At 39.1% G+C, this 19,015-nt stretch carries 19 protein-coding genes; 11 read left to right on the top strand and 8 right to left on the bottom strand.

Annotation, left to right across the window (positions count from 1 at the left end; all coding sequences use genetic code 11):
- Positions 1–227: 227 nt before the first annotated feature.
- Genes ACWXWT_RS07430 through ACWXWT_RS07420 form a run of 3 tightly spaced genes read right to left on the bottom strand, consistent with a single transcriptional unit; the run spans position 228 to position 3,054 of the window.
- Positions 228–1,133, bottom strand: a complete 906-nt coding sequence (locus ACWXWT_RS07430; RefSeq protein ID WP_456040984.1) for a SphA family protein — start codon at positions 1,131–1,133, stop codon at positions 228–230.
- Between the two features lie 12 nt (positions 1,134–1,145).
- Positions 1,146–2,672 carry an FAD-dependent oxidoreductase gene (locus ACWXWT_RS07425; protein WP_456040983.1) on the bottom strand — a complete coding sequence of 509 codons (1,527 nt, stop codon included), beginning with the start codon at positions 2,670–2,672 and terminating at the stop codon, positions 1,146–1,148.
- A gap of 22 nt (positions 2,673–2,694) precedes the next feature.
- On the bottom strand, positions 2,695–3,054 hold the full coding sequence (locus tag ACWXWT_RS07420; RefSeq protein WP_456040982.1) for a cytochrome c3 family protein: 360 nt from the start codon (positions 3,052–3,054) through the stop codon (positions 2,695–2,697).
- Between the two features lie 391 nt (positions 3,055–3,445).
- On the opposite strand from ACWXWT_RS07420, the gene ACWXWT_RS07415 reads away from it, so the two are divergent.
- From ACWXWT_RS07415 to ACWXWT_RS07400, 4 genes are all read left to right on the top strand, one after another.
- Positions 3,446–4,840 (top strand): PAS domain-containing sensor histidine kinase, encoded by a 1,395-nt coding sequence (locus ACWXWT_RS07415; RefSeq protein ID WP_456040981.1) that lies wholly within the window; start codon positions 3,446–3,448, stop codon positions 4,838–4,840.
- 25 nt (positions 4,841–4,865) lie between these two features.
- Positions 4,866–5,513 carry a response regulator transcription factor gene (locus tag ACWXWT_RS07410; RefSeq protein ID WP_456040980.1) on the top strand — a complete coding sequence of 216 codons (648 nt, stop codon included), beginning with the start codon at positions 4,866–4,868 and terminating at the stop codon, positions 5,511–5,513.
- Positions 5,514–5,866: 353 nt separating this feature from the next.
- Positions 5,867–6,307 (top strand): hypothetical protein, encoded by a 441-nt coding sequence (locus tag ACWXWT_RS07405; RefSeq protein ID WP_456040979.1) that lies wholly within the window; start codon positions 5,867–5,869, stop codon positions 6,305–6,307.
- A 292-nt stretch (positions 6,308–6,599) separates the two neighbouring features.
- Positions 6,600–6,974 carry a hypothetical protein gene (locus ACWXWT_RS07400; protein ID WP_456040978.1) on the top strand — a complete coding sequence of 125 codons (375 nt, stop codon included), beginning with the start codon at positions 6,600–6,602 and terminating at the stop codon, positions 6,972–6,974.
- Between the two features lie 175 nt (positions 6,975–7,149).
- Here ACWXWT_RS07400 and ACWXWT_RS07395 read toward each other — a convergent pair whose 3' ends face one another.
- The 3 genes from ACWXWT_RS07395 to ACWXWT_RS07385 all read right to left on the bottom strand — a co-directional run bounded on the left by ACWXWT_RS07395 (position 7,150) and on the right by ACWXWT_RS07385 (position 10,917).
- Positions 7,150–8,451 carry a diguanylate cyclase gene (locus ACWXWT_RS07395; protein ID WP_456040977.1) on the bottom strand — a complete coding sequence of 434 codons (1,302 nt, stop codon included), beginning with the start codon at positions 8,449–8,451 and terminating at the stop codon, positions 7,150–7,152.
- Between the two features lie 339 nt (positions 8,452–8,790).
- Complete coding sequence (locus tag ACWXWT_RS07390) at positions 8,791–10,380, bottom strand: GMC family oxidoreductase N-terminal domain-containing protein (RefSeq protein WP_456040976.1); 1,590 nt, start codon at positions 10,378–10,380, stop codon at positions 8,791–8,793.
- A 24-nt stretch (positions 10,381–10,404) separates the two neighbouring features.
- Positions 10,405–10,917, bottom strand: coding sequence for a TAT leader-containing periplasmic protein (locus ACWXWT_RS07385; RefSeq protein ID WP_456040975.1), 513 nt, complete (start codon positions 10,915–10,917; stop codon positions 10,405–10,407).
- 112 nt (positions 10,918–11,029) lie between these two features.
- Here ACWXWT_RS07385 and ACWXWT_RS07380 point away from each other — a divergent pair, with 112 nt between their 5' ends.
- The 3 genes from ACWXWT_RS07380 to ACWXWT_RS07370 all read left to right on the top strand — a co-directional run bounded on the left by ACWXWT_RS07380 (position 11,030) and on the right by ACWXWT_RS07370 (position 13,623).
- Entirely contained in the window at positions 11,030–12,040 is a 1,011-nt protein-coding gene (locus ACWXWT_RS07380; protein ID WP_456040974.1) for a hydrolase, read from the top strand.
- 12 nt (positions 12,041–12,052) lie between these two features.
- A complete protein-coding gene (locus tag ACWXWT_RS07375; protein WP_456040973.1) occupies positions 12,053–12,304 on the top strand; it encodes a YheU family protein in 252 nt (83 codons plus the stop codon).
- A 422-nt stretch (positions 12,305–12,726) separates the two neighbouring features.
- Positions 12,727–13,623, top strand: a complete 897-nt coding sequence (locus ACWXWT_RS07370; RefSeq protein ID WP_456040972.1) for a phosphoribulokinase — start codon at positions 12,727–12,729, stop codon at positions 13,621–13,623.
- Between the two features lie 213 nt (positions 13,624–13,836).
- Here the strand turns inward: ACWXWT_RS07370 and ACWXWT_RS07365 are convergent, their stop codons facing one another.
- Positions 13,837–14,616, bottom strand: coding sequence for a sel1 repeat family protein (locus ACWXWT_RS07365; RefSeq protein WP_456040971.1), 780 nt, complete (start codon positions 14,614–14,616; stop codon positions 13,837–13,839).
- 298 nt (positions 14,617–14,914) lie between these two features.
- On the opposite strand from ACWXWT_RS07365, the gene crp reads away from it, so the two are divergent.
- The 4 genes from crp (at position 14,915) to ACWXWT_RS07345 (ending at position 18,016) form a co-directional block, all read left to right on the top strand.
- Positions 14,915–15,550, top strand: coding sequence for a cAMP-activated global transcriptional regulator CRP (gene crp, locus ACWXWT_RS07360; RefSeq protein ID WP_011638731.1), 636 nt, complete (start codon positions 14,915–14,917; stop codon positions 15,548–15,550).
- A 129-nt stretch (positions 15,551–15,679) separates the two neighbouring features.
- Positions 15,680–16,030 carry a PepSY domain-containing protein gene (locus ACWXWT_RS07355; protein ID WP_456040970.1) on the top strand — a complete coding sequence of 117 codons (351 nt, stop codon included), beginning with the start codon at positions 15,680–15,682 and terminating at the stop codon, positions 16,028–16,030.
- Positions 16,011–16,685 (top strand): response regulator transcription factor, encoded by a 675-nt coding sequence (locus tag ACWXWT_RS07350; protein ID WP_456040969.1) that lies wholly within the window; start codon positions 16,011–16,013, stop codon positions 16,683–16,685. The genes ACWXWT_RS07355 and ACWXWT_RS07350 overlap by 20 nt, the downstream gene beginning before the upstream one ends.
- A complete protein-coding gene (locus tag ACWXWT_RS07345) occupies positions 16,682–18,016 on the top strand; it encodes an ATP-binding protein (RefSeq protein ID WP_456040968.1) in 1,335 nt (444 codons plus the stop codon). Before ACWXWT_RS07350 ends, ACWXWT_RS07345 begins: the two co-directional genes overlap by 4 nt.
- A 142-nt stretch (positions 18,017–18,158) precedes the next feature.
- On the opposite strand, the gene ACWXWT_RS07340 is transcribed toward ACWXWT_RS07345, so the two are convergent.
- Positions 18,159–18,959: a 2-oxoadipate dioxygenase/decarboxylase family protein gene (locus ACWXWT_RS07340; RefSeq protein WP_456040967.1), complete on the bottom strand. Its 801-nt coding sequence runs from the start codon at positions 18,957–18,959 to the stop codon at positions 18,159–18,161.
- Positions 18,960–19,015 lie beyond the last annotated feature (56 nt).

Genomic DNA, 19,015 nt, shown 5'->3' with positions numbered 1-19,015 from the left:
GTGATTCTATTTTGAAAGCATCTAACGAAGCATAAAGGACTTTGAAACCCGCCAGAATGGAGTCTCTCAGGTATTCCACTTCTGTGTTACATCGATTTAAAAGGCAACAACCATTTCTACATCAATGCTTGAATTGAAAAACCTGAGAGACTCTGAACTGACCAGATATTTAATGAGATTGGTATTAAATAAACGTTTTTAGTCATTTGTACGTTTATTGACAGTTTCTATGAAATTGGCAGCGTAACTTTAAGCCATAGCTTATCACCTTGGGATCTGTTTTCTGCCATCACTTCTTTTTGGTAACGAAATTCAACAGACATCCCTTCTCCGTCATATTTAACAGCTGGTCCTACAGCAAAAGTTTTTCCTTTGTTGCCATCGTTATAGGTTGAACCATTCATTTTATCATCGGTTATCTGTTGATAATAATAACCACTTAGACCAAGTGTATATCGATCTATGTGGTAACCCAGCGCGTAGTCAAAATGAAACTCCTGTCCAGACTTATAGCCTGTATCATTATTTTCAGTATTGAAGTCGTACATGAATTTACCTGACACTTCAAATCCATTGTCACTTAAATAAGTGGTGACGAATACAGGCGTAGTGACCCAGTAGTTACGACCAGGATTAACAAAACGAGTCTGATTATATTTCCCCGATGGCAGAGTAAACTCCAGAGCAGTGCCTAGATGCCACTGCTGAAAATGCCAACCCAACATAAAAGGAGATATTGATATATCACCTAAGCCACTCGTCGATGACGAAGTTGATGCCGGACCAGCATTAAGCTCACCACTGATATGAACTAAAGGAATTGTGCTATAAACACCATAATCCCCACCGAATAGCTTATGCCCTGTCATATATAAAAAGCGAGACACGTTTGCAGTAGCTTGCACCTTGATATCGGCACCAGTGTCATCGCCATGAGTGTTATTAAGCCGATCAACGGTGTAGTGATTGAGAAAGTTTTGGTAATAAAGCCCTGAAGGGGGTAAGGCCCCCGCCATATAACCTTCCGCACCGTTAGGATATACGCCGCCACCACCTTCCGTAGCATAGCTTTCATTACAAATTACACATGCTGATAATGAGGTAACAGCTACGATTAAAAATATCTTTTTCATGTTGTTATCCCTTTACATACCAGAATTAATATAATCAATAGCATTGAGTGCAGCTTTACGACCAGAGTAGGTGGCGAAACCAAATGCATGGCCAGATGCCCATAGGGTGTATGTATCAGAATACAAACCTGCAACATCATTACCGCCGGCATATAGACCCGCAATAGGGTTGTCATTCGTATTAACAACTTGCATTTTAGTATCAATACGTAAACCTCCAACTGATGTGAAGTGGTAGGGTAACAACTTCACTGCATACAAGTTGCCGTGGTTTAACGGATGCATCCACATGCGTTCTTTATTAAATGCATCGTCATAATGTACTTTTGCGGCATTGTTGTAGTCGTTGTAGGCTTTTTTCAAATTGCCAACTGGCACATTAATTTCTTTCGCTAGCTTTTCAATGCTATTGGCTTTTTTAAAGCTTTCACTATTCACGGCGAGTGCATTTTTTATTTCATTATCAATATTTTTTAGTTTTGTCATTACAGGAACCAAAACCCCCACACCGTTATCTACACCATCATTTTTAGCGTGATCCAACTCAGCATCATCAAATATAGCCCAAGCATAATGGTCTTTTTGACGTCCAATAGTGTTTCCGGCATGAGCAAAACTGAAGGCCACGGTTTCATCAATAAATCGATTACCATGAGCATTGATCCACATATTTGCAGGCTGCCAAGTCATAGTGTAAATATTGCCCAGTGGTACAATGCCTTTGCCTTCTGTTCCAGGATGAAGCATTAATGTTTCCCCTTCATGAGCAGCACCTATTTTTCTGCCCATTTCAATCCCATCACCCGTTTTATTAAGTGGCAACGTGGGTTTGAATGCTTTACCATCGAAGTTGGTCCACTTATTAATTTTCTCAGGGCTATTCCCAAAACCACCGGTACCGATAATAACGGCTTTAGCGTGGATAACGACATCATTTCCTTTATGATCTTTAGCTCGGACTCCTGTAACCTTTCCCTTTTCATAAATCAGCGTGGTCGCAGGTGTCCTCATTAGAAATTTCACACCAGCATTTTCTGCATGCTCTTGTAGGGCAGTGATCAATGCAGCTCCATGATGATGATGATCTCTGTCTTTGACCAAATGCCACGTTTCTGGTTCTTTTGGAGATATCTGAACAACATCAAAATCGACATCATGTTTATTTAGCCAGCGCAAGTTATCACCAGATTCGTTTATAAACTCACGCTCCAAGGTCGCATCATTCTTGAAATGGGAATACTCCATAATATGCTCAAATGCTTGATCTTTTGTTAACCCGTATGACTTACCTCGTTGATAATCACTTTCAACTGCAAATAAGCCCTCAGCAAAATTAGAGCTGCCACCTAAGTAAGGATTTTTTTCAAGAACAATAACTTTGGCGCCAGCCTCCCCCCCAGTTACAGCGGCTGCCATTCCAACTGAACCACCACCAACGATGGCAATATCAGTCTCATAAGTAAGCGTTTTGCCATATGCTGTTTGACACGCAAGAGCGAGAACACCAAGGGTAAATACTTTATTTAATATTGATTTCATCTTAATCACCCTATATAAATCGTTATTTGATTTTGCTAAATTTGGGGTCTCTGCTAATAGGGCCATGACAGTCTTGGCAGAATACGGTTAAATTGGTATGAGTTGAGTGGCAACTGGTACACTCGAGATTACTAAAGTGTGGACTAAAATGTGGATTAAGATGCATGTCTTTAGTTTGTTTAGCGAGTTCATCATACGAACCGTGGCAATGAGTACAAGTATCATTTTTTATTGCAGCGTTATTATCTTCTCCGTGGCAGTCACTACACTTAACACCTTTTTTAAGATGTTCAGCTTGCCATTTGAATTCTTGGGAATGGGACATGCCAATGCCACTAAAAAAAATCAATGACATTGATAATGCGAATGTTATAGGTTTCATCTTCTATTACCCTCTACTAAGTATTGCAAAATATTGATATTTATTTTTTACTTTGCGGAATAATATTAACCTTTCTATTTTTATAAAATACGGTTCAAACACCTAACAATATATAAGAAGTTTTACCTATACTTATGTCAATCAAATTAATTAATCAACAAATACAATATAATAAGAAACATTCAAATTAACATTTAAAAAAACACTTAAAAAACTAGGTAATGCTCCCTAGTTTTATTTAAGAAATATCAGTTAGTAAATTTAAAATTGTTTATATAAATTTAACTCATATGTGATACGAGTCTCAATTGATAATTATAAAAATCCCATCATTGAGGGGCAATGATACAATTTCGGCTAAATATTATTCTCGCTTTGTAAAGGTAAAAGCATGAGTAACGAACAATATCCATTTAAAAGTTATGGCCCGCAGCCTCAATATGATGCACTATTTGCATCTCATGAACGTTATCGAATGATGTTTGATAATATTCCTCTGGCGTATATGTCGATGAACGAGAATGCTGTAATAATAGATTTTAATCATTCATTTTCAAATCTAATTGGCTATGATTATGATGAAATTCACGGTAAAACATTCGCATCATTACTATATAATAATGAAGACATTTCTTATCACATCAATGTGACATTCCCCAATTTTAAACGTTACGGAATTTGTCGAGATCATCCGTGGAAATTGCGACATAAATTAGGTCAAGAAATGTATGTGATTGTTCATGGCAACGTCCGCTACGATAATGAAGGTAACTTTATTCAGACTCATTGCCTGATTGTCGACGTAACGGAGCAACATCTCGCTAAAAAAGAGTGCGAAAAAGCAGAGTCAAAGGCTCAACTCATCCTTGATGTTATTTCTGAGCAAGTCACTTTTCACGATAAAGAACACCATATATTGTGGGCCAATAAAATGGCTCGTATCAATCAAGATGAAGATGTGACAAATAATACACTAGGCCATGAAAGTCAGCCTAGTTTTAATAGCCCAGTAATGAGAGCATTTAATAACAAACAGCCTGCTTATGGAGAAAAAAATAGCCAAGGAAGAACATTAACTATTTCAGCTTATCCTGTTTTAGAAAATAATGGGGAATTAAGTGGTGTAGTGCAAGTGTCTAGGGATATAACTGAACGACGCAACCTTGAAAAGGAACTCTTAAAACTTAGCACAAGAGAGCGTCAACGTATTGGGCAAGATTTACATGACGGATTAGGGCAAGAACTAACTGGATTATCATTTTTAGCAACAGCTTTGGCGAATCAACTTGTCAATGAACATGAACCATTACGAGAATTATCAGAAAAAATAGTCGACAGTATTGGTAGAGCTAAAAAACGAATGCACAATGTTTTACAGGGTTTATGCCATATGCCTAACGGTCCAGATGGATTATCTCGTGGATTAGTCAATCTACAGCAATCAATCCAAGAGGTGTTTGGCATAAAATGTATTTATAACGAGCTTGGATCGGTCATGATCGATGATGCAATGCTTGCCTCGCACCTATATAACATTGGTAATGAATCAGTGAATAATGCGGTAAAATATAGCCATTGCAGTAAAATTGAAATTACCCTTAGCCAAAAGCATAACTTAATCATATTGCAAATACATGATGATGGATGTGGCTTCAATAACGCCCCAAAACGAAATGGCGCTATGGGGTTGAAAATAATGCAATATCGCGCATCTATGATTGGAGGATTACTGCAAGTCGAATCGGATGAAGAAGGTAGCCGTATAACATGCCAAGTTCCGCTATAACCTGAATAAACATAAGTGATTAACAATGAATATAATCAATATATTACTGGTTGACGACCATGCGGTTGTACGTGAAGGATTATCTCATCTCATTGAACAAAATGATAATTTTCGGGTTTGTGCTCAGGCACAAAATCAAAGTTCTGCATTACAAGCTTTAAAACAACATCAAATTGACTTAGCAATTGTTGACCTTTCACTTGATGACACCAATGGTCTGGATTTGGTGAAAGAAATATTAATTTTTAATTCCAACATTAAAGTCCTTGTATTCTCAATGCATCAAGAAGAGATCTATGCGGAACGGGCCTTGAGAGCTGGTGCTAAAGGTTATTTAATGAAGAGTGAATCGCCAGAAACACTTATTGTGGCGATTCGTAAGTTACAGCAAGGTATGATTTATCTTAGCGATCGTATGATGAAATGCTTATTAGGAGATGCAATAGGGCGTTCTAAAACAACCACATCATTTGGTGTTCAGTCATTGAGTAATCGTGAACTAGAGATATTCACTCTAATTGGTAAAGGTTATCCGAGCAAGGAAATCGCAGTAGTTCTAGGTTTAAGTGTAAAAACAGTCGATGCCGTTAGACAAAATATTAAGAACAAACTTGGCTTTCACAGTGCAAGCGAATTGGTTAAATTTGCAATTGAACACTCTTATTCAATTTAAATTAAGCCATTTTTAAAGTTGCTCATACAAATATACACTAATAAAATGTCAACGAATTCAATTTCGCTTTAGAATAGAGTTACAATAGAGCTATATTTCTCTATGGCAATAATACTGCATCAATATTCTATAAATACAACTATACGGGTTAAACTACACCGTTGTTTTATGTGTATGAAAGTGCTTCATTATTTTGTGTTTTAGGCTTAAAAGTAGCCAGTGCCGCACTTTACACGTTGGTAAAAAACACTCATTCAGAAATAAATCAGTATAAACGGCCCACTAAAGCCTTCAAATAAAAGCCTTCAAGCCGATATAACATTGTTACTGTCCAATCAAACACAGAGAAACTTATGGATATTTCAAGTACCAGAATAGCAGTACAAAGTCCGAATTCATCTAACGTTAAAATGCGATCTCAAGACCCTCAAACCGTTCCTAGCCCAGCGGTAAACTCAGCAGATATAACTGACACAGTATCTATCTCTTCTGAAGGCAATAAAGCTCTTGCGGCATCTAATGGTGCTGCGCTACGTAAAGCTACGCACCAAACATCTGCAGAAAAAACAGCGAACAGTGATGAAGAGCTAACACCATTAGAGAAACAAATAAAAAATATAGAAGAACAAATCGAAGAACTCAAAGAGCAACTTAATGAGCTAAAGGGAGATAATTCAGATGAAGCCATTGAGAAAAGACAACAAATTCAGCAGCAAATAGTCATACTAGATGGAATGGTTGCCACATTAAGTAAAAATCTCAGTGAGCAAACAGCCACAGCTCCCCAAGGCTAAAGTGAAACGTTCCAAAGCCTATTGAGATATGTTACAAATTGATGCGCTCCAATCATATTGCTCCCATTTTGACGAACGAGTGCTCGCTGCGCAACGTAAAAGCAAGTATGACGCTTTTTAAGTAACCCGCGCCATAAGGCTTGCGCGCGCTTTATCACGCTATAAATCCATCTCAACCCATGCCAAGTTAATAGGAGCAATATGTATAGCACTATGTATGTGTGCTAGATAACGTTAAATAGTTCAAAAAACAGTATAATCGTCGTTAATTTATAATGGCTGGAAAAATGACGTGCTAACAAAAATTCTCATCACAATACTCGTGATCCTTGGTGCTACCGTATATTTACGCAGTGGTAGAGGAAGAAAAGTAAGTAGCAATGCAGCTATAACGACTGCCGAAAAAGCCCCCTTTTTTAGTCGGATGATTATTTACACCATGATTGCAGTATCAATGCTAGCTTCAGCAGGCTATTGGGGATGGGGTTGGTATGACGATAATACGGTAGTTGAAGTAACAATTACATCACCAATAGAAGCAATGACAACCAGTTATAAAGTTCGCAAAAAAGATATTGAAGCGCAGCGAATTACCACAATTGATGGAATTCAAATCCGTTTATCTAATCAAGAGCGATTAACCGTAAAAGCCATAGAGCAACAGTAGTTAATTTTATATGATGTAATCAGATCACGCTGAGCGCACTCTCATTATGTCGACACTTAAAGCGAATACTTTAAAAAAACAATAACCTTAGAGATGTATCACTAAGGTTATGTGATTAATGATGATGTCTTTTCTCGCCACTTATTCACGGCTGTTTTGTTATGTAAAATGAACCTTAGCCAATTTTGACTTGATTTCTACCAGATGATTTAGCCAAATAAAGCGCCTGATCTGCACGTTTAAACATCGATTCTTCATTATCTGCTTCACAAAACTCTGTAACGCCAAAACTGATAGTATAAGGAGGTAAATCTACCTGCGAAAACAACTCGACTAGGCTTCGTAACTGCTCCGCAAGTTGACTTGCCGCCTCCACGTTTTGCATAGGCAATAAAATAGCAAACTCTTCTCCACCGACACGAAAAAGTAAATCGACACTTCTTAATCTTTTCTTAAAATTAGCCGCTAAATGTTTAAGGATCTGATCGCCAACTTGGTGACCGTATTGATCATTAATCTGCTTAAAATGATCAACGTCGAGTAAAATCAAACTGAATACACTCCCCCTGCGAGCTAAATTGATTTCAATATGGAACTGCTCATCCCATTTATGTCGATTATATGCTCCCGTGAGTTTATCTACAGTCGCCAGTAACAACAATTCGGTCTCAATCTGCTTTCTATCGGTAATTTCCTTACTAAGGCGTTGCATCAATAATTTTAAATCCAGCTCTAATTCTGCTAGCTCATCCTTCGTTCTGCTCTTAGTGATGGTGCTGACCAATGCCGAGTCTTCAGCTAATAAAGTATCGTCCAGTACTTGTAATTCATTTTTTATTCGATTAATTCGATGTCGGATAATTCGGGTTATAGAAATGGTCAATAGTAAGCCTAATATCAATGCACTAAAACCAAGGGCAATATTAACGGCTCTAAACTCTTGCTCATGCTTTTCAGTGTAACGACTCGCAGCGAGGGTAACTTGACTGAGTTGTCGCAAGATAGAATCAACATAGGCTTCAAGATCTGTAGCCATAAGCTCCAACTTTGCTTTTTGTGTATCATCGGTTTGTTGCACAGACAACAATGCCATTAATGCTTCTTCAAATAAATTACTCTGCTGATGGTAGTCTTCTATTTCGGATAACAAACGTTGATGTTCAGTTAAATCAAACCTAATGTTATGTTTGCTTAAATTAGCAGTAATCACGTTAACCGCATTGTCGAGAAGTCGTTTCAGCTGCTGTTTTTGATAAACAAACTGTTGATAAACAGGTCTTTTTTTATCGTTTTTCTGTTGTTTAAGTTTGAACTGCTCCAGCAGAATATGTTGCTCTAATTGTAGTATTTCTATCTCACTCATTATTTGACTTAGAGGAACATCAACATAAGCCACCTCTTTCATTTCGCTGTCAATCCGGTCTAGCTTATAAATTGAGTAAACGATAACCACCAGTAAAAAAGACAATAACAACATAAATATGCTGCTTATTTTACGGCTTATAGAAGTATTGATAAAATTGTATAACAACATAAATGACAAATATCCACGAAAGGGTGAAGCTCAATAATGGCTCAAAGACTAGGACATAATAACGGAAATAACAAAACTATGAGGATTGTAGTCAATTATTCATCTACAAAGCATAAAATTTAGACAAATATCAATGCAAAACGAGTCAGTACGTTAATGCGTATCGATTAACGCTACAGGTAATCACATATTACTAAGTAAATGACTCAACTACTATAAACAGCGAGTTTTATGATTGAGTGCCCCATCTATTAACCCAACTTGAGATAACCCCAACTTGAGTTAACTCACTTGAGTTAACTGTTGTGCTAATGCCGTTGCATTTCGAGCCACTATGCCATAAATAGTTAATTGCGGGTTAGCACCTAAACTGGTCGGAAATACTGAACCATCCATTACCGATAAATTTTCAAGATAATGTGAATTACCAAAGCCATCGACCATTGAAAGGGCCTTATCTTCGCCCATCGCACAACCGCCCATAACATGAGCTGATGCAACGATGGTTTTTAATAACCCTAAATCAATATTATTAATAGCTTGCTTAGCTTCACTCCACGAGTTAAGAAATGGCAAGCCATCGTGCATCGGCAACACTTTTTTGGCTCCTGCGGCAAACTGTAATTCGGCCATAGACAAAAATGCTCGACGAGCACCTTCCCAAAATGCGTTACTTAGAGGGTAGTCTAAAGCAAAGCTGTTATCGGTTAGCCTTATCTGTCCTCCAGGACATTGTTGATTAAAACCATCCCGAATGAGCGCTATAGTGACCTGCATTTGATTAAAATTAGCCATCAATTGTGCATGGCTAACACCATAGCCAATGGTTTTAGATGCGATCAAAACGGGATGTACAGGAGCCACTTCAAGTTTATAACCTAAATCACCGTTAGCACCATCACGCCATACAAATTCATCTGAGTATATGGACTGAGGCGCACCACTATGACCGTTAATTTGTTCCGCAAAAATACCGCCCGATAGTAATGATGGATGCAAAAACGTTTTGCCTAATTGTTTATGGGGATCAGGAGTATTAGATCGCATCAATATACTCGGAGTATGCACGGCTCCTGCGCTTAAAATATAATGCTTTGCGCTAAAGGTTATACTAACTGATGTCGGCGTTAAACCTTCCGTTAATGCTTGTGCGGTTAATCCAACGACTCGATCGTCTTTATGATCAAGTTTAATCACCTTGGCCCGAGAGATCAGTGTTGCTCCTTTATCTAAAGCCGCTGGAATAGTCGTCACTAACATTGATTGTTTAGCGTTTACGGGGCAACCCATGCCACAATAACCCGTATTCCAGCAACCTTTAACATTACGTTTAATAACGGTGTAATCCCACCCTAGTTTTTCACAACCTTCACGTAATGCACCATTATTACGATTCGGGTCAAACTGCCATTGCTCAATATTAAGTCGTTTTTCCATCAATTCAAACCATGGCAATAACGCCTGTGAAGATAAACCCTTTACTGATTTTTCTTGCTCCCAAAAAGCCAATGTTTGTTCGGGTGTCCTAATGGATGTGGTCCAATTCACGGTAGTGGAGCCACCCACTGTACGACCTTGAAATATGCTAATGCCTTTGTCTGCGGTTTTCATTGCAGCCGCTTGTTGATACAGATTTGGATAAGCATGGCGCTCTTCCATATCAAAGTGAGTGGATGACTTTAGTGATCCACCTTCTATCATTATCACTTTCAACCCAGCTTCTGTTAATATTTCAGCTGCGGTACCGCCACCGGCTCCTGTGCCTACGATAACAACATCGGCTTCAAAGTGACGATCAATCTCTAAGGTACTGGCATCAATATGATGCCAGCCTGCGCTTAATCCAGTAATAATGGGATCAATAATGGCCAAGGGAGAACTCCTTACATGGGGAAATTAATACGCGTTATGCACCAAGAAAGTGGGTTTTACATAGCGTAAATTACCCCAATGCTCTGGGCAGGCGTAATAGCTTGCCATAATCAATTCACGTAATCCGTTATAGGCGGTGATTAGCATATCTAAATAATGATGGCGCCAACTCTCTAACATGGCAATCAACTGCTGTGGGTCACGCATTAACAATGGTGTCATACTGCCACTGAGCAATAACAATCCGAAACGCCCTTCAAGCAACTCCAATAACTCCATCAACTCTTGCTGTTGTTCAGCAGGCAAATGAATAATGGATTGGGAGATTGCATCCAAAGTACGATTAATCGCTATTTCTCTATGGCTAGGAACCTCAGGTAATGCGCCATCTAAGAAAACCGGGATCAGCACACCGAATAACACACGATGATGAACGTCATCAGCAGAAGTCGTCATCGTTGGCGTATATAAATTAACGCCCAATGCTAACGCAGCCGTTCCAGCAAAAGCACTGGTGAGAAAGGTACGTCGCTTCATTTACTTCCCCTTTGAGTTATTGTTGTCGGTTATTTTTATATGCTAAAGTGGCGCCATTAACATTTAAACATACGTTTAAATTTTCACAAACTATTGCAGATAAATTCCCTTTATGAAAAAGTTGTTTTCTCCGCCATGGTGGGCCACAAGTCCGCATGTACAAACGATTTTACCGTTTATTGTTAAAGTGGCCAAACCAGCAACCTTCAGGCAAAGACAAGAATTACCTGATGGCGATTTTATTGACTTAGATTGGTTAGGCCAAGCTCAAAATGGTGAGCCAATTTTAGTTATTATTCATGGTCTTGAAGGCAATACCGAATCTCATTATGCACGCAGAATGCTTGTTGAAGCAAAAAAAGCCAAACTGTCTGCGGTTGTTCACCACCATCGCGGTTGTTCAGGTGAACCTAACCGCTTAGCTCGTAGTTATCATAGCGGCGATGTTAACGACTTAGCCTATACTCTTGCACAATTAAAACATTATTACCCAGATTCACCATTGTATGCTGTTGGCTACAGTTTAGGCGGTAATGTATTAGCTAAGTACCAAGGTATCACACAACAACAAAGTTTACTGGAACGTGCCGTCGTCGTCTCTGCGCCACTGACATTAAGCGCATGCGCCAAGCGCCTAGAAAGTGGTTTTTCAATGATCTATCAGCGCTTTTTAATTAAACGCTTACAAGATAAAATGCGCGAAAAAATCAACACCACAGAGTTAACATCGCAAATGCCGGTCACTAAAAAACAACTCAAAATGTTGAATACGTTTTATCTGTTTGACGATAAAGTCACTGCCCCCTTGCACGGTTTTATTGACGTTAATGATTACTACCAACAATCTAGCGGGCTTGCTTATTTACAGCATATTACCAAGCCCACACTCATTATCCATGCTAAGGATGATCCCTTTATGACTGATGACGTGATCCCAAATCAAAATCAATTATCACCTATGGTCGAATACGAATTACATGAACGTGGAGGTCATGTAGGTTTTGTTGAAGGCGGATGGCCTTGGAAACCCCATTTTTATCTCGAACATCGGATTCTCGAGTTTATTCATACTATAGGTGATACAGTAACCGAGCACGACGCCTCTTCTTCTCTCAGCCTTTAATAGGGATATACTATGCTTGTGCCGTATGACGCTTTACTTTCATTACCTCAAGAAACGGTTCAGCGTATGATGAAAGAATATCTGTTATCACAACTTGAAGATGGTAGTTTTAGTGATACTAATGAACAACAATTAATCAGCGCAATGGATCAATGCAAACTCGCGCTTAAAAGAGGTGAATTAGTCGTCGAATATAGTGAAGAAGACGAATCAATCGCCATCAGACAACGTGAACATATATCTCAGCCAACTTCCGACTATTAACGAAATAAAAACGACAATATTGCGACTAAATGATCACATTGTTACCTGTGAATAATTGACCCAAAGGTAATGATTACCGTATAACTATGGCCTATTTATCTTTCAAGGTGAATTTTTCAGCCATTTGTGGCAATTTATACAAGATGGAGTTTATGACATGTCGTTATTTTACATGAGTAAACCATAACGAAGTAAAGTGACGCCAAAAAGAATGCTCAAAGGGTTCGGTTAAACGATCTTTTATTTTTTGCGAGTAAATGTGTTGCAAGTGAGTTAGCGTAGAATCGCTAGACGTCACCCCTGACACCATATTTCTGAATAAAAATAAAACTGTTTATTTCGAACAAATTTTAACCACGAAGATAAACTAATCCTAGCGACTCGATTGTCTCGCGTCCACAACATTAACGTAGGCAAATAGCATGTCAGCAAAACACCCTATTATTGCTGTAACCGGTTCATCCGGTGCTGGCACAACCACTACCACAACTGCATTTATTCACATCTTTAGACAGTTAGGTATTAACGCCGCATTTGTTGAAGGTGACAGTTTTCACAACTTCACCCGCGCTGAAATGGAAGTATTAATACGCAAATCACAGGCTGAGAATCATAACCTAAGCTATTTTGGTCCCGAAGCGAATAATTTCAAAAAGCTTGAAGAATGCTTTACGAGTTACGGCGATACCGGTAACGGGCAAACGCGCAGTTACTTACACACATTTGACGAAGCCGTTCCCTTTAACCAAATGCCAGGTACATTCACCCAGTGGCGTGATTTACCAGAACATACCGATATGCTGTATTACGAAGGACTTCACGGTGGTGTCGTCACTGAGGATGCTGACGTTGCTAAACATGTGGACCTTTTGATAGGTATGGTGCCGATTGTCAATTTAGAATGGATCCAGAAAATCATTCGCGATACGAATGACAGGGGCCATAGTCGTGAAAAAGTGATGGGGTCGATAGTCCGAAGTATGGATGACTATATCAAACACATGACACCACAATTTTCACGAACACATATTAATTTTCAACGGGTGCCTACCGTAGATACCTCTAACCCATTTAGCGCAAAAGATATTCCTAGCCTCGATGAAAGCTTTGTCGTGATCCGTTTTCGCGGTATTAACAATGTTGATTTCCCTTATTATCTCAACATGATCCAAGGCTCATTTATGTCACGTATGAACACCCTGGTTGTTCCCGGGGGCAAAATGTCATTAGCAATGGAACTTATTTTGACGCCATTAATTAAAGATTTAATGGATAAGCGCATAACATTGCAAAACCTTAATGATATCAAGCCCGATTAAGCTTGATTTAAGTCAGAACAATTAGAATAGTCATATCGTAATTTCAAGCGAAATCGCGGCAGTTGATGTGCTTGGGGTGCTAATTCCCCCTTCTCGATCTGTTAGTGCATTAAGTACATCAACGAAACCAAACAAAATCCATATTCATACAGTAGCAACAAATGTTACTCATCAAAATCAATTAGTAACGCAACGGATTGATCTCACAATAAACTACATCAGAGGGATAATTTCTCGGTAGGCTTGATTATTCTGATACTGCTTTAAACGTAAAATAAACTCATCACTGCGGGCAATTTCTGGATTATTTTTCAACGCATCAATCGCTTTTTTCTGGGTATCAATTGCCGCAGTAAAATCACCTATTTCCGCATAGGCTGCCGCAAGGTTATCCAATACTGTTGGATCATTTTGATTCTGCTTAAGCAACGTAAGCGACAACGACACGGCTCGCGAACCATCGCGATATTCAGCTTCTGGGCATGTGGCAAGTATCCAAGCAATATTCCCCATTGATACTGCATCACCAGCAGCAGTAAACTGCTCCATTGCTTTACCACAATTTCGCACCACACCATCGCCACCAGCAGAATAAATAAACCCTAACCGAAAGTGAGCCCATTTATCTCCTTGGGCAACCATTTGTAGATACCATTTCTCTGCCAGCGCTAGATCGCGCGGAAATAATGTGCCTTCAAACGCTAAATCCGCTAATGTTTGTTGCGCTTTAAGATGGTGCTGTTTCGCTGCAAGATTAACCCAACTCATTCCTTGCTTAGTATCTTGATTAACAAATCGCCCTGAAAGATGCATTAAGCCCAACAAAAATTGCGCATCGGCATCTCCCTGTTTAGCTTTTAACTGTATATGAACCAGCTTAGTCGCTGATTGAGATTCAATAGAGGGCGGAATAACAAATGCTTTTACAGGCAAACTAAGTCCACTTAATAAAGTAATATAGATAACAATCCCGATTTGACTCAGTTTTTTCACGCATACCTCGACAACGATTTATAATGCTGATTTAATAACATTAGCTAACTCATCTATCCAATACAATAGACAAATATTATTAGCTATAATTCAATCTCAGTATAGATTAGGATAAATATACAAAAAAAGTCGACCACCATCACAAACAAAAAAAAATTAATCTAAAATTTAACAAGTTAATATACACTACGCACACTTATAAACACGATCTCTATCAAAGTTTTCACCGTTTCAATAGCGTAGAATGCTTAATTAGACATTACTTACTTTCATTTTTTAATCAATCGAGGAATATCATATGGCTCTGATTGGTAAGCCAAAACCTGACCCAACATTAGAATGGTTTCTTTCACATTGTCACATCCATAAGTACCCTGCAAAGAGTACTTTGATTCACGCAGGTGAAGATTCTGACACTTTATATTACATCGTTAAAGGTTCGGTCGCTGTATTGATCAAAGATGAAGAAGGTAAAGAAATGATCCTGTCTTATCTTAATCAGGGTGACTTTATCGGTGAGCTTGGATTGTTTGAAGAACAATCTGAACGTACAGCTTGGGTTCGTGCTAAACAAGCATGTGAAATTGCAGAAATTTCTTATAAGAAGTTTAAGCAACTTATTCAGGTTAACCCTGAGATCCTAATGAAACTTTCGGCGCAAATGGCCTATCGTTTACAAAGCACTAGCCAAAAAGTAGGTGACTTGGCGTTCCTCGACGTTGCAGGTCGCATTGCGCAAACGTTATTACACCTTGCAAAACAACCTGATGCGATGACACATCCTGACGGAATGCAAATTAAGATAACTCGCCAAGAAATTGGCCAAATTGTCGGTTGTTCACGTGAAACAGTAGGCCGTATTTTAAAAATGCTTGAAGAACAAAACTTGATCCAAGCACACGGTAAAACGATCGTAGTTTACGGTACACGCTAAACAACTAAGACTTAATGTGGTTAAGGCAAATGTTTATGCCTTAATCATGTAAGGTTCAGCTTGATTTAAGCCAAGATACTTAAAGTGGTGTTCATACTCTGAACGCCACTTTTTTATTTTGGAGCGACCATGAATAGCTTGTTCTTAACAGCGATAAGCAGCTTAATGGCCATCACCATTAACTCACAAGATATTCCAGCAAAAGAACACCCGTTAGATCATGACAATGTCCAAAAATTAGTGTCTTCTGGTACTATACGATCATTAGATGATTACTTAACTTGGGTGTCACAATATTGTGACGGTCATTTAATTGATGCACAGCTTTATCAGCACCAAGATACATGGCGCTATAATCTGCAATTTAAGCTTAAACAAGGGCATGTTGTTAATCTGCAATTGGACGCAGCCAATGGCATGCAAGATTCATTAACTCACTTACCGAGCGAATGTACTAAACATGAAACTGTTACTCGTTGAAGATAACCCATTACTCGTAGCCGAGCTTGAAAAACAACTTAAGCAGGCCGGCTATATTACGGATATCACCGACAAAGCTGTTGAAGCCGATTATTTAATGAAAGAAACCGACTATGACTGTGTCATTTTAGATATAGGGTTGCCTGATGGAAATGGTCTATCACTTGTTACTCAGTGGCGTAAACGTGGTATCAATACGCCCATTATCATGTTGACGGCCCGAAGTCAGTGGCACGAGAAGGTAGAAGGTTTTAATGCTGGAGCGGATGATTACCTAGGTAAACCCTTTCACACACAAGAGCTACTCGCACGTATTCAAGCTTTAATTCACCGAGCTCATGGACGTACTAATTCTGCTTCTAAGCAGTTATGCTATGGCGGTGTAAACTTAGATGAAAATGAGCAAAAGGTCACCGTGGGCGAACAAGAATACGAACTGACGTCAATGGAGTTCAGGTTGTTAAAAATTTTTTTAATGTCGCCAAAAAAGTTGCTCTCTAAATCTCAACTAACCGACAAGCTATATCAATTTGACGATGAAAAAGAAAGTAATGTCGTTGAAGTCTACGTTACGCACTTACGTAAAAAATTGGGTAAAACAGCCATTGAAACACGTCGAGGACAAGGTTACATTTTTCACGGTTTAGTGGAATGATGTCAATTCGTTTTAAACTCAGTCTTTGGCTCAGCGGTTTGATCATTATTGCCACCCTCATCGGTTTATTTTTGTTTGAGTCTATGCTCAGAGATGCCTTTCATGACTCGATTATTAACCGTTTAGAGGAAGATCTAGAGCACATTATTATTGCCACTCGCATAGATGAAGGCGAGCTAGTCATCGATGAAAGTCAATTATCCAGTTTCTACCGACCAGCCTATTCTGGACGTTATTTTCAATTAAATTTACCCGACAGGATCATCCGCTCACGTTCATTATGGGATGCGGAGTTACACATCGCTAACTTAGATGCTCAACAAAAGCGGGTCTGGCAAGCTAAAGGACCTAAAAACAACGATATGCAGTTGTTATCTATTGGTATTGGCGCACCTAACAGTCACAACACAGCGACACTCACAGTCGCCCAAGATTTAAGTATTGGCCGCAGCGTATTTAGCGAAGTATTTGGCACCAAACTCGCTATCAATATTGGTATGTTGTTGGCGATGATCGCTGGGATTTTTATTATTTTACGCCAATCTTTTAAGCCGATGAATCAAATTCAAGGTGCCCTTGCTAAATTACGCGAAGGGGAAATAGCTTCATTAGCCATTTCACAAATCCCCGCAGAGATCCGCCCGCTTGCTGAAACCTATAATGAACTCTTAGACTATACAGCCAAACAAATTGAACGTAGTCGCAATAATTTAGGTAATTTAAGTCATGGCTTAAAAACCCCATTGGCCGTGATGCAACAACAAGTCGAAACCCTTGGACTTAGCCATCCCGATGCTGCAACGGCTATGCAGCAACAATTAGATTTAATCCATAAAATGATTGAGCGTAAATTGGCCGCGGCGCGTATTACCGGCAATATGTTACCTGCGGCGCAATTGGCCGTACCAAAAGATTTCGACAGTTTAATTAACACTCTGCATAAGGTTCATCACCAACGTCGTATCAGCTGTACAGTTGTCAATTTGGATAATGTTAGTAGAGTCCCTATCCATCGAGAAGATGGCATGGAATTATTTGGTAACTTGCTCGACAATGCATTTAAGTGGGCTAACACACAAGTCAACGTCTGCATTCAGCCAATGCCTAATGGGTCTCTATTGGTGCAAATAGAGGACGATGGCTGCGGCGTAAAGCAAGATAAGATAGCGTTATTAACCACAAGAGGTACCCGATTAGACGAAGCCACCATGGGTCACGGATTAGGCTTATCTATTGTTAAAGAGATTTGTGAACAATATGGCTTTGTATTGCAGTTTAGCCGTAGTAAGACATTACAAGGGCTTAGTGTCAGTATTTTGATAACACCCTGACATGCTAATTGTGTTCCTCTTAGTCTATCTTGAATCACTTAGCTTATCTTGAATCACTTAGCCATTACGGTTTTTATTGCGCTCAATAAAAAAGACCTAGTTGAGGATTCAATTAGGTCTTTTTTTGTCCAAACAAAAACAACTACATCATTGCATTGGTACTTTCAAAAATTTTGTCGGCTGAGGCGGCAACAAAACCGGTATACAAATTGCCATTATTCATTGGATAACGACGGGCGAATTCGTAGAAACAACTCGGAATTTCAGCATCACCATCACTAAAGTTAACCACCACTTTATCAGCCATAGTTGACGATTGCTCTAATAACACGTCTGGCGAGCCTTTAATTTCACCACCAGAAGCATTTAATACAAAACCAGCATCTTTCAAAGCTTGGTTAACATCTTCAATGCGTTCAAACTGAGGCAGATCATTTATAGAAACGGTAAAGTGATTAGCACGATACCCTAATGCAGCAACCCATGCAGCATATTCACTTTCTGCAAGTAAGGCTTGGTATGTTGCTTTATCTACATTCCAATGACGACCAGAATATATGAAATTATCTGCAGTGGTTGCCGCAACATCGACCTGATCGATTAAACCATGGATGCTCTTTTGCAACTCAGGGCTAAACTCTTCTACTAACAACTCAGAGATAAACACCTTAGGCTGTTTTGGATCAGGGTGCTCAAAATGTTTTGCTACCAGCTTTTTCTGTTCAAATTTGTAATCGCCGCTGTCAATATAGCCAATTGAAGTGAAATGTTTAGCTAATACACTTAAATTCACTCTAGCGATATTAAAAGTACGTAAAGCAATATGATCATTGATAATGGGTGCGCCATAACCTAATAACTGATGAATTTTCGCCGCTGAGGGCGTCATCTGAATGTAATCTTGCCATAAGGCAGCAAATAAAGCATTAACGTCAGTATGCATGGTTAAATCCTTCTAAATTTGGCTGGTGAACACCGTCACCAGCACGGATCATGCGG

This window comes from Shewanella sp. A22 (genome assembly GCF_053850585.1).
The sequence above is the reverse complement of the archived record's forward strand: the minus strand, read 5'-3'. Positions and strand labels throughout refer to the sequence as shown.

Excerpts from the sequence above, each read along its gene's own strand:
- ACWXWT_RS07415 (WP_456040981.1), top strand. The coding sequence starts at position 3,446 with ATGAGTAACGAACAATATCCATTTAAAAGTTATGGCCCGCAGCCTCAA.
- ACWXWT_RS07370 (WP_456040972.1), top strand. The coding sequence starts at position 12,727 with ATGTCAGCAAAACACCCTATTATTGCTGTAACCGGTTCATCCGGTGCT.
- ACWXWT_RS07425 (WP_456040983.1), bottom strand. The coding sequence starts at position 2,672 with ATGAAATCAATATTAAATAAAGTATTTACCCTTGGTGTTCTCGCTCTT.
- ACWXWT_RS07380 (WP_456040974.1), top strand. The coding sequence starts at position 11,030 with ATGAAAAAGTTGTTTTCTCCGCCATGGTGGGCCACAAGTCCGCATGTA.
- ACWXWT_RS07420 (WP_456040982.1), bottom strand. The coding sequence starts at position 3,054 with ATGAAACCTATAACATTCGCATTATCAATGTCATTGATTTTTTTTAGT.
- ACWXWT_RS07430 (WP_456040984.1), bottom strand. The coding sequence starts at position 1,133 with ATGAAAAAGATATTTTTAATCGTAGCTGTTACCTCATTATCAGCATGT.
- ACWXWT_RS07405 (WP_456040979.1), top strand. The coding sequence starts at position 5,867 with ATGGATATTTCAAGTACCAGAATAGCAGTACAAAGTCCGAATTCATCT.
- ACWXWT_RS07350 (WP_456040969.1), top strand. The coding sequence starts at position 16,011 with ATGAAACTGTTACTCGTTGAAGATAACCCATTACTCGTAGCCGAGCTT.
- ACWXWT_RS07395 (WP_456040977.1), bottom strand. The coding sequence starts at position 8,451 with ATGTTGTTATTGTCTTTTTTACTGGTGGTTATCGTTTACTCAATTTAT.
- ACWXWT_RS07340 (WP_456040967.1), bottom strand. The coding sequence starts at position 18,959 with ATGCATACTGACGTTAATGCTTTATTTGCTGCCTTATGGCAAGATTAC.
- crp (WP_011638731.1), top strand. The coding sequence starts at position 14,915 with ATGGCTCTGATTGGTAAGCCAAAACCTGACCCAACATTAGAATGGTTT.
- ACWXWT_RS07385 (WP_456040975.1), bottom strand. The coding sequence starts at position 10,917 with ATGAAGCGACGTACCTTTCTCACCAGTGCTTTTGCTGGAACGGCTGCG.
- ACWXWT_RS07375 (WP_456040973.1), top strand. The coding sequence starts at position 12,053 with ATGCTTGTGCCGTATGACGCTTTACTTTCATTACCTCAAGAAACGGTT.
- ACWXWT_RS07355 (WP_456040970.1), top strand. The coding sequence starts at position 15,680 with ATGAATAGCTTGTTCTTAACAGCGATAAGCAGCTTAATGGCCATCACC.
- ACWXWT_RS07410 (WP_456040980.1), top strand. The coding sequence starts at position 4,866 with ATGAATATAATCAATATATTACTGGTTGACGACCATGCGGTTGTACGT.
- ACWXWT_RS07345 (WP_456040968.1), top strand. The coding sequence starts at position 16,682 with ATGATGTCAATTCGTTTTAAACTCAGTCTTTGGCTCAGCGGTTTGATC.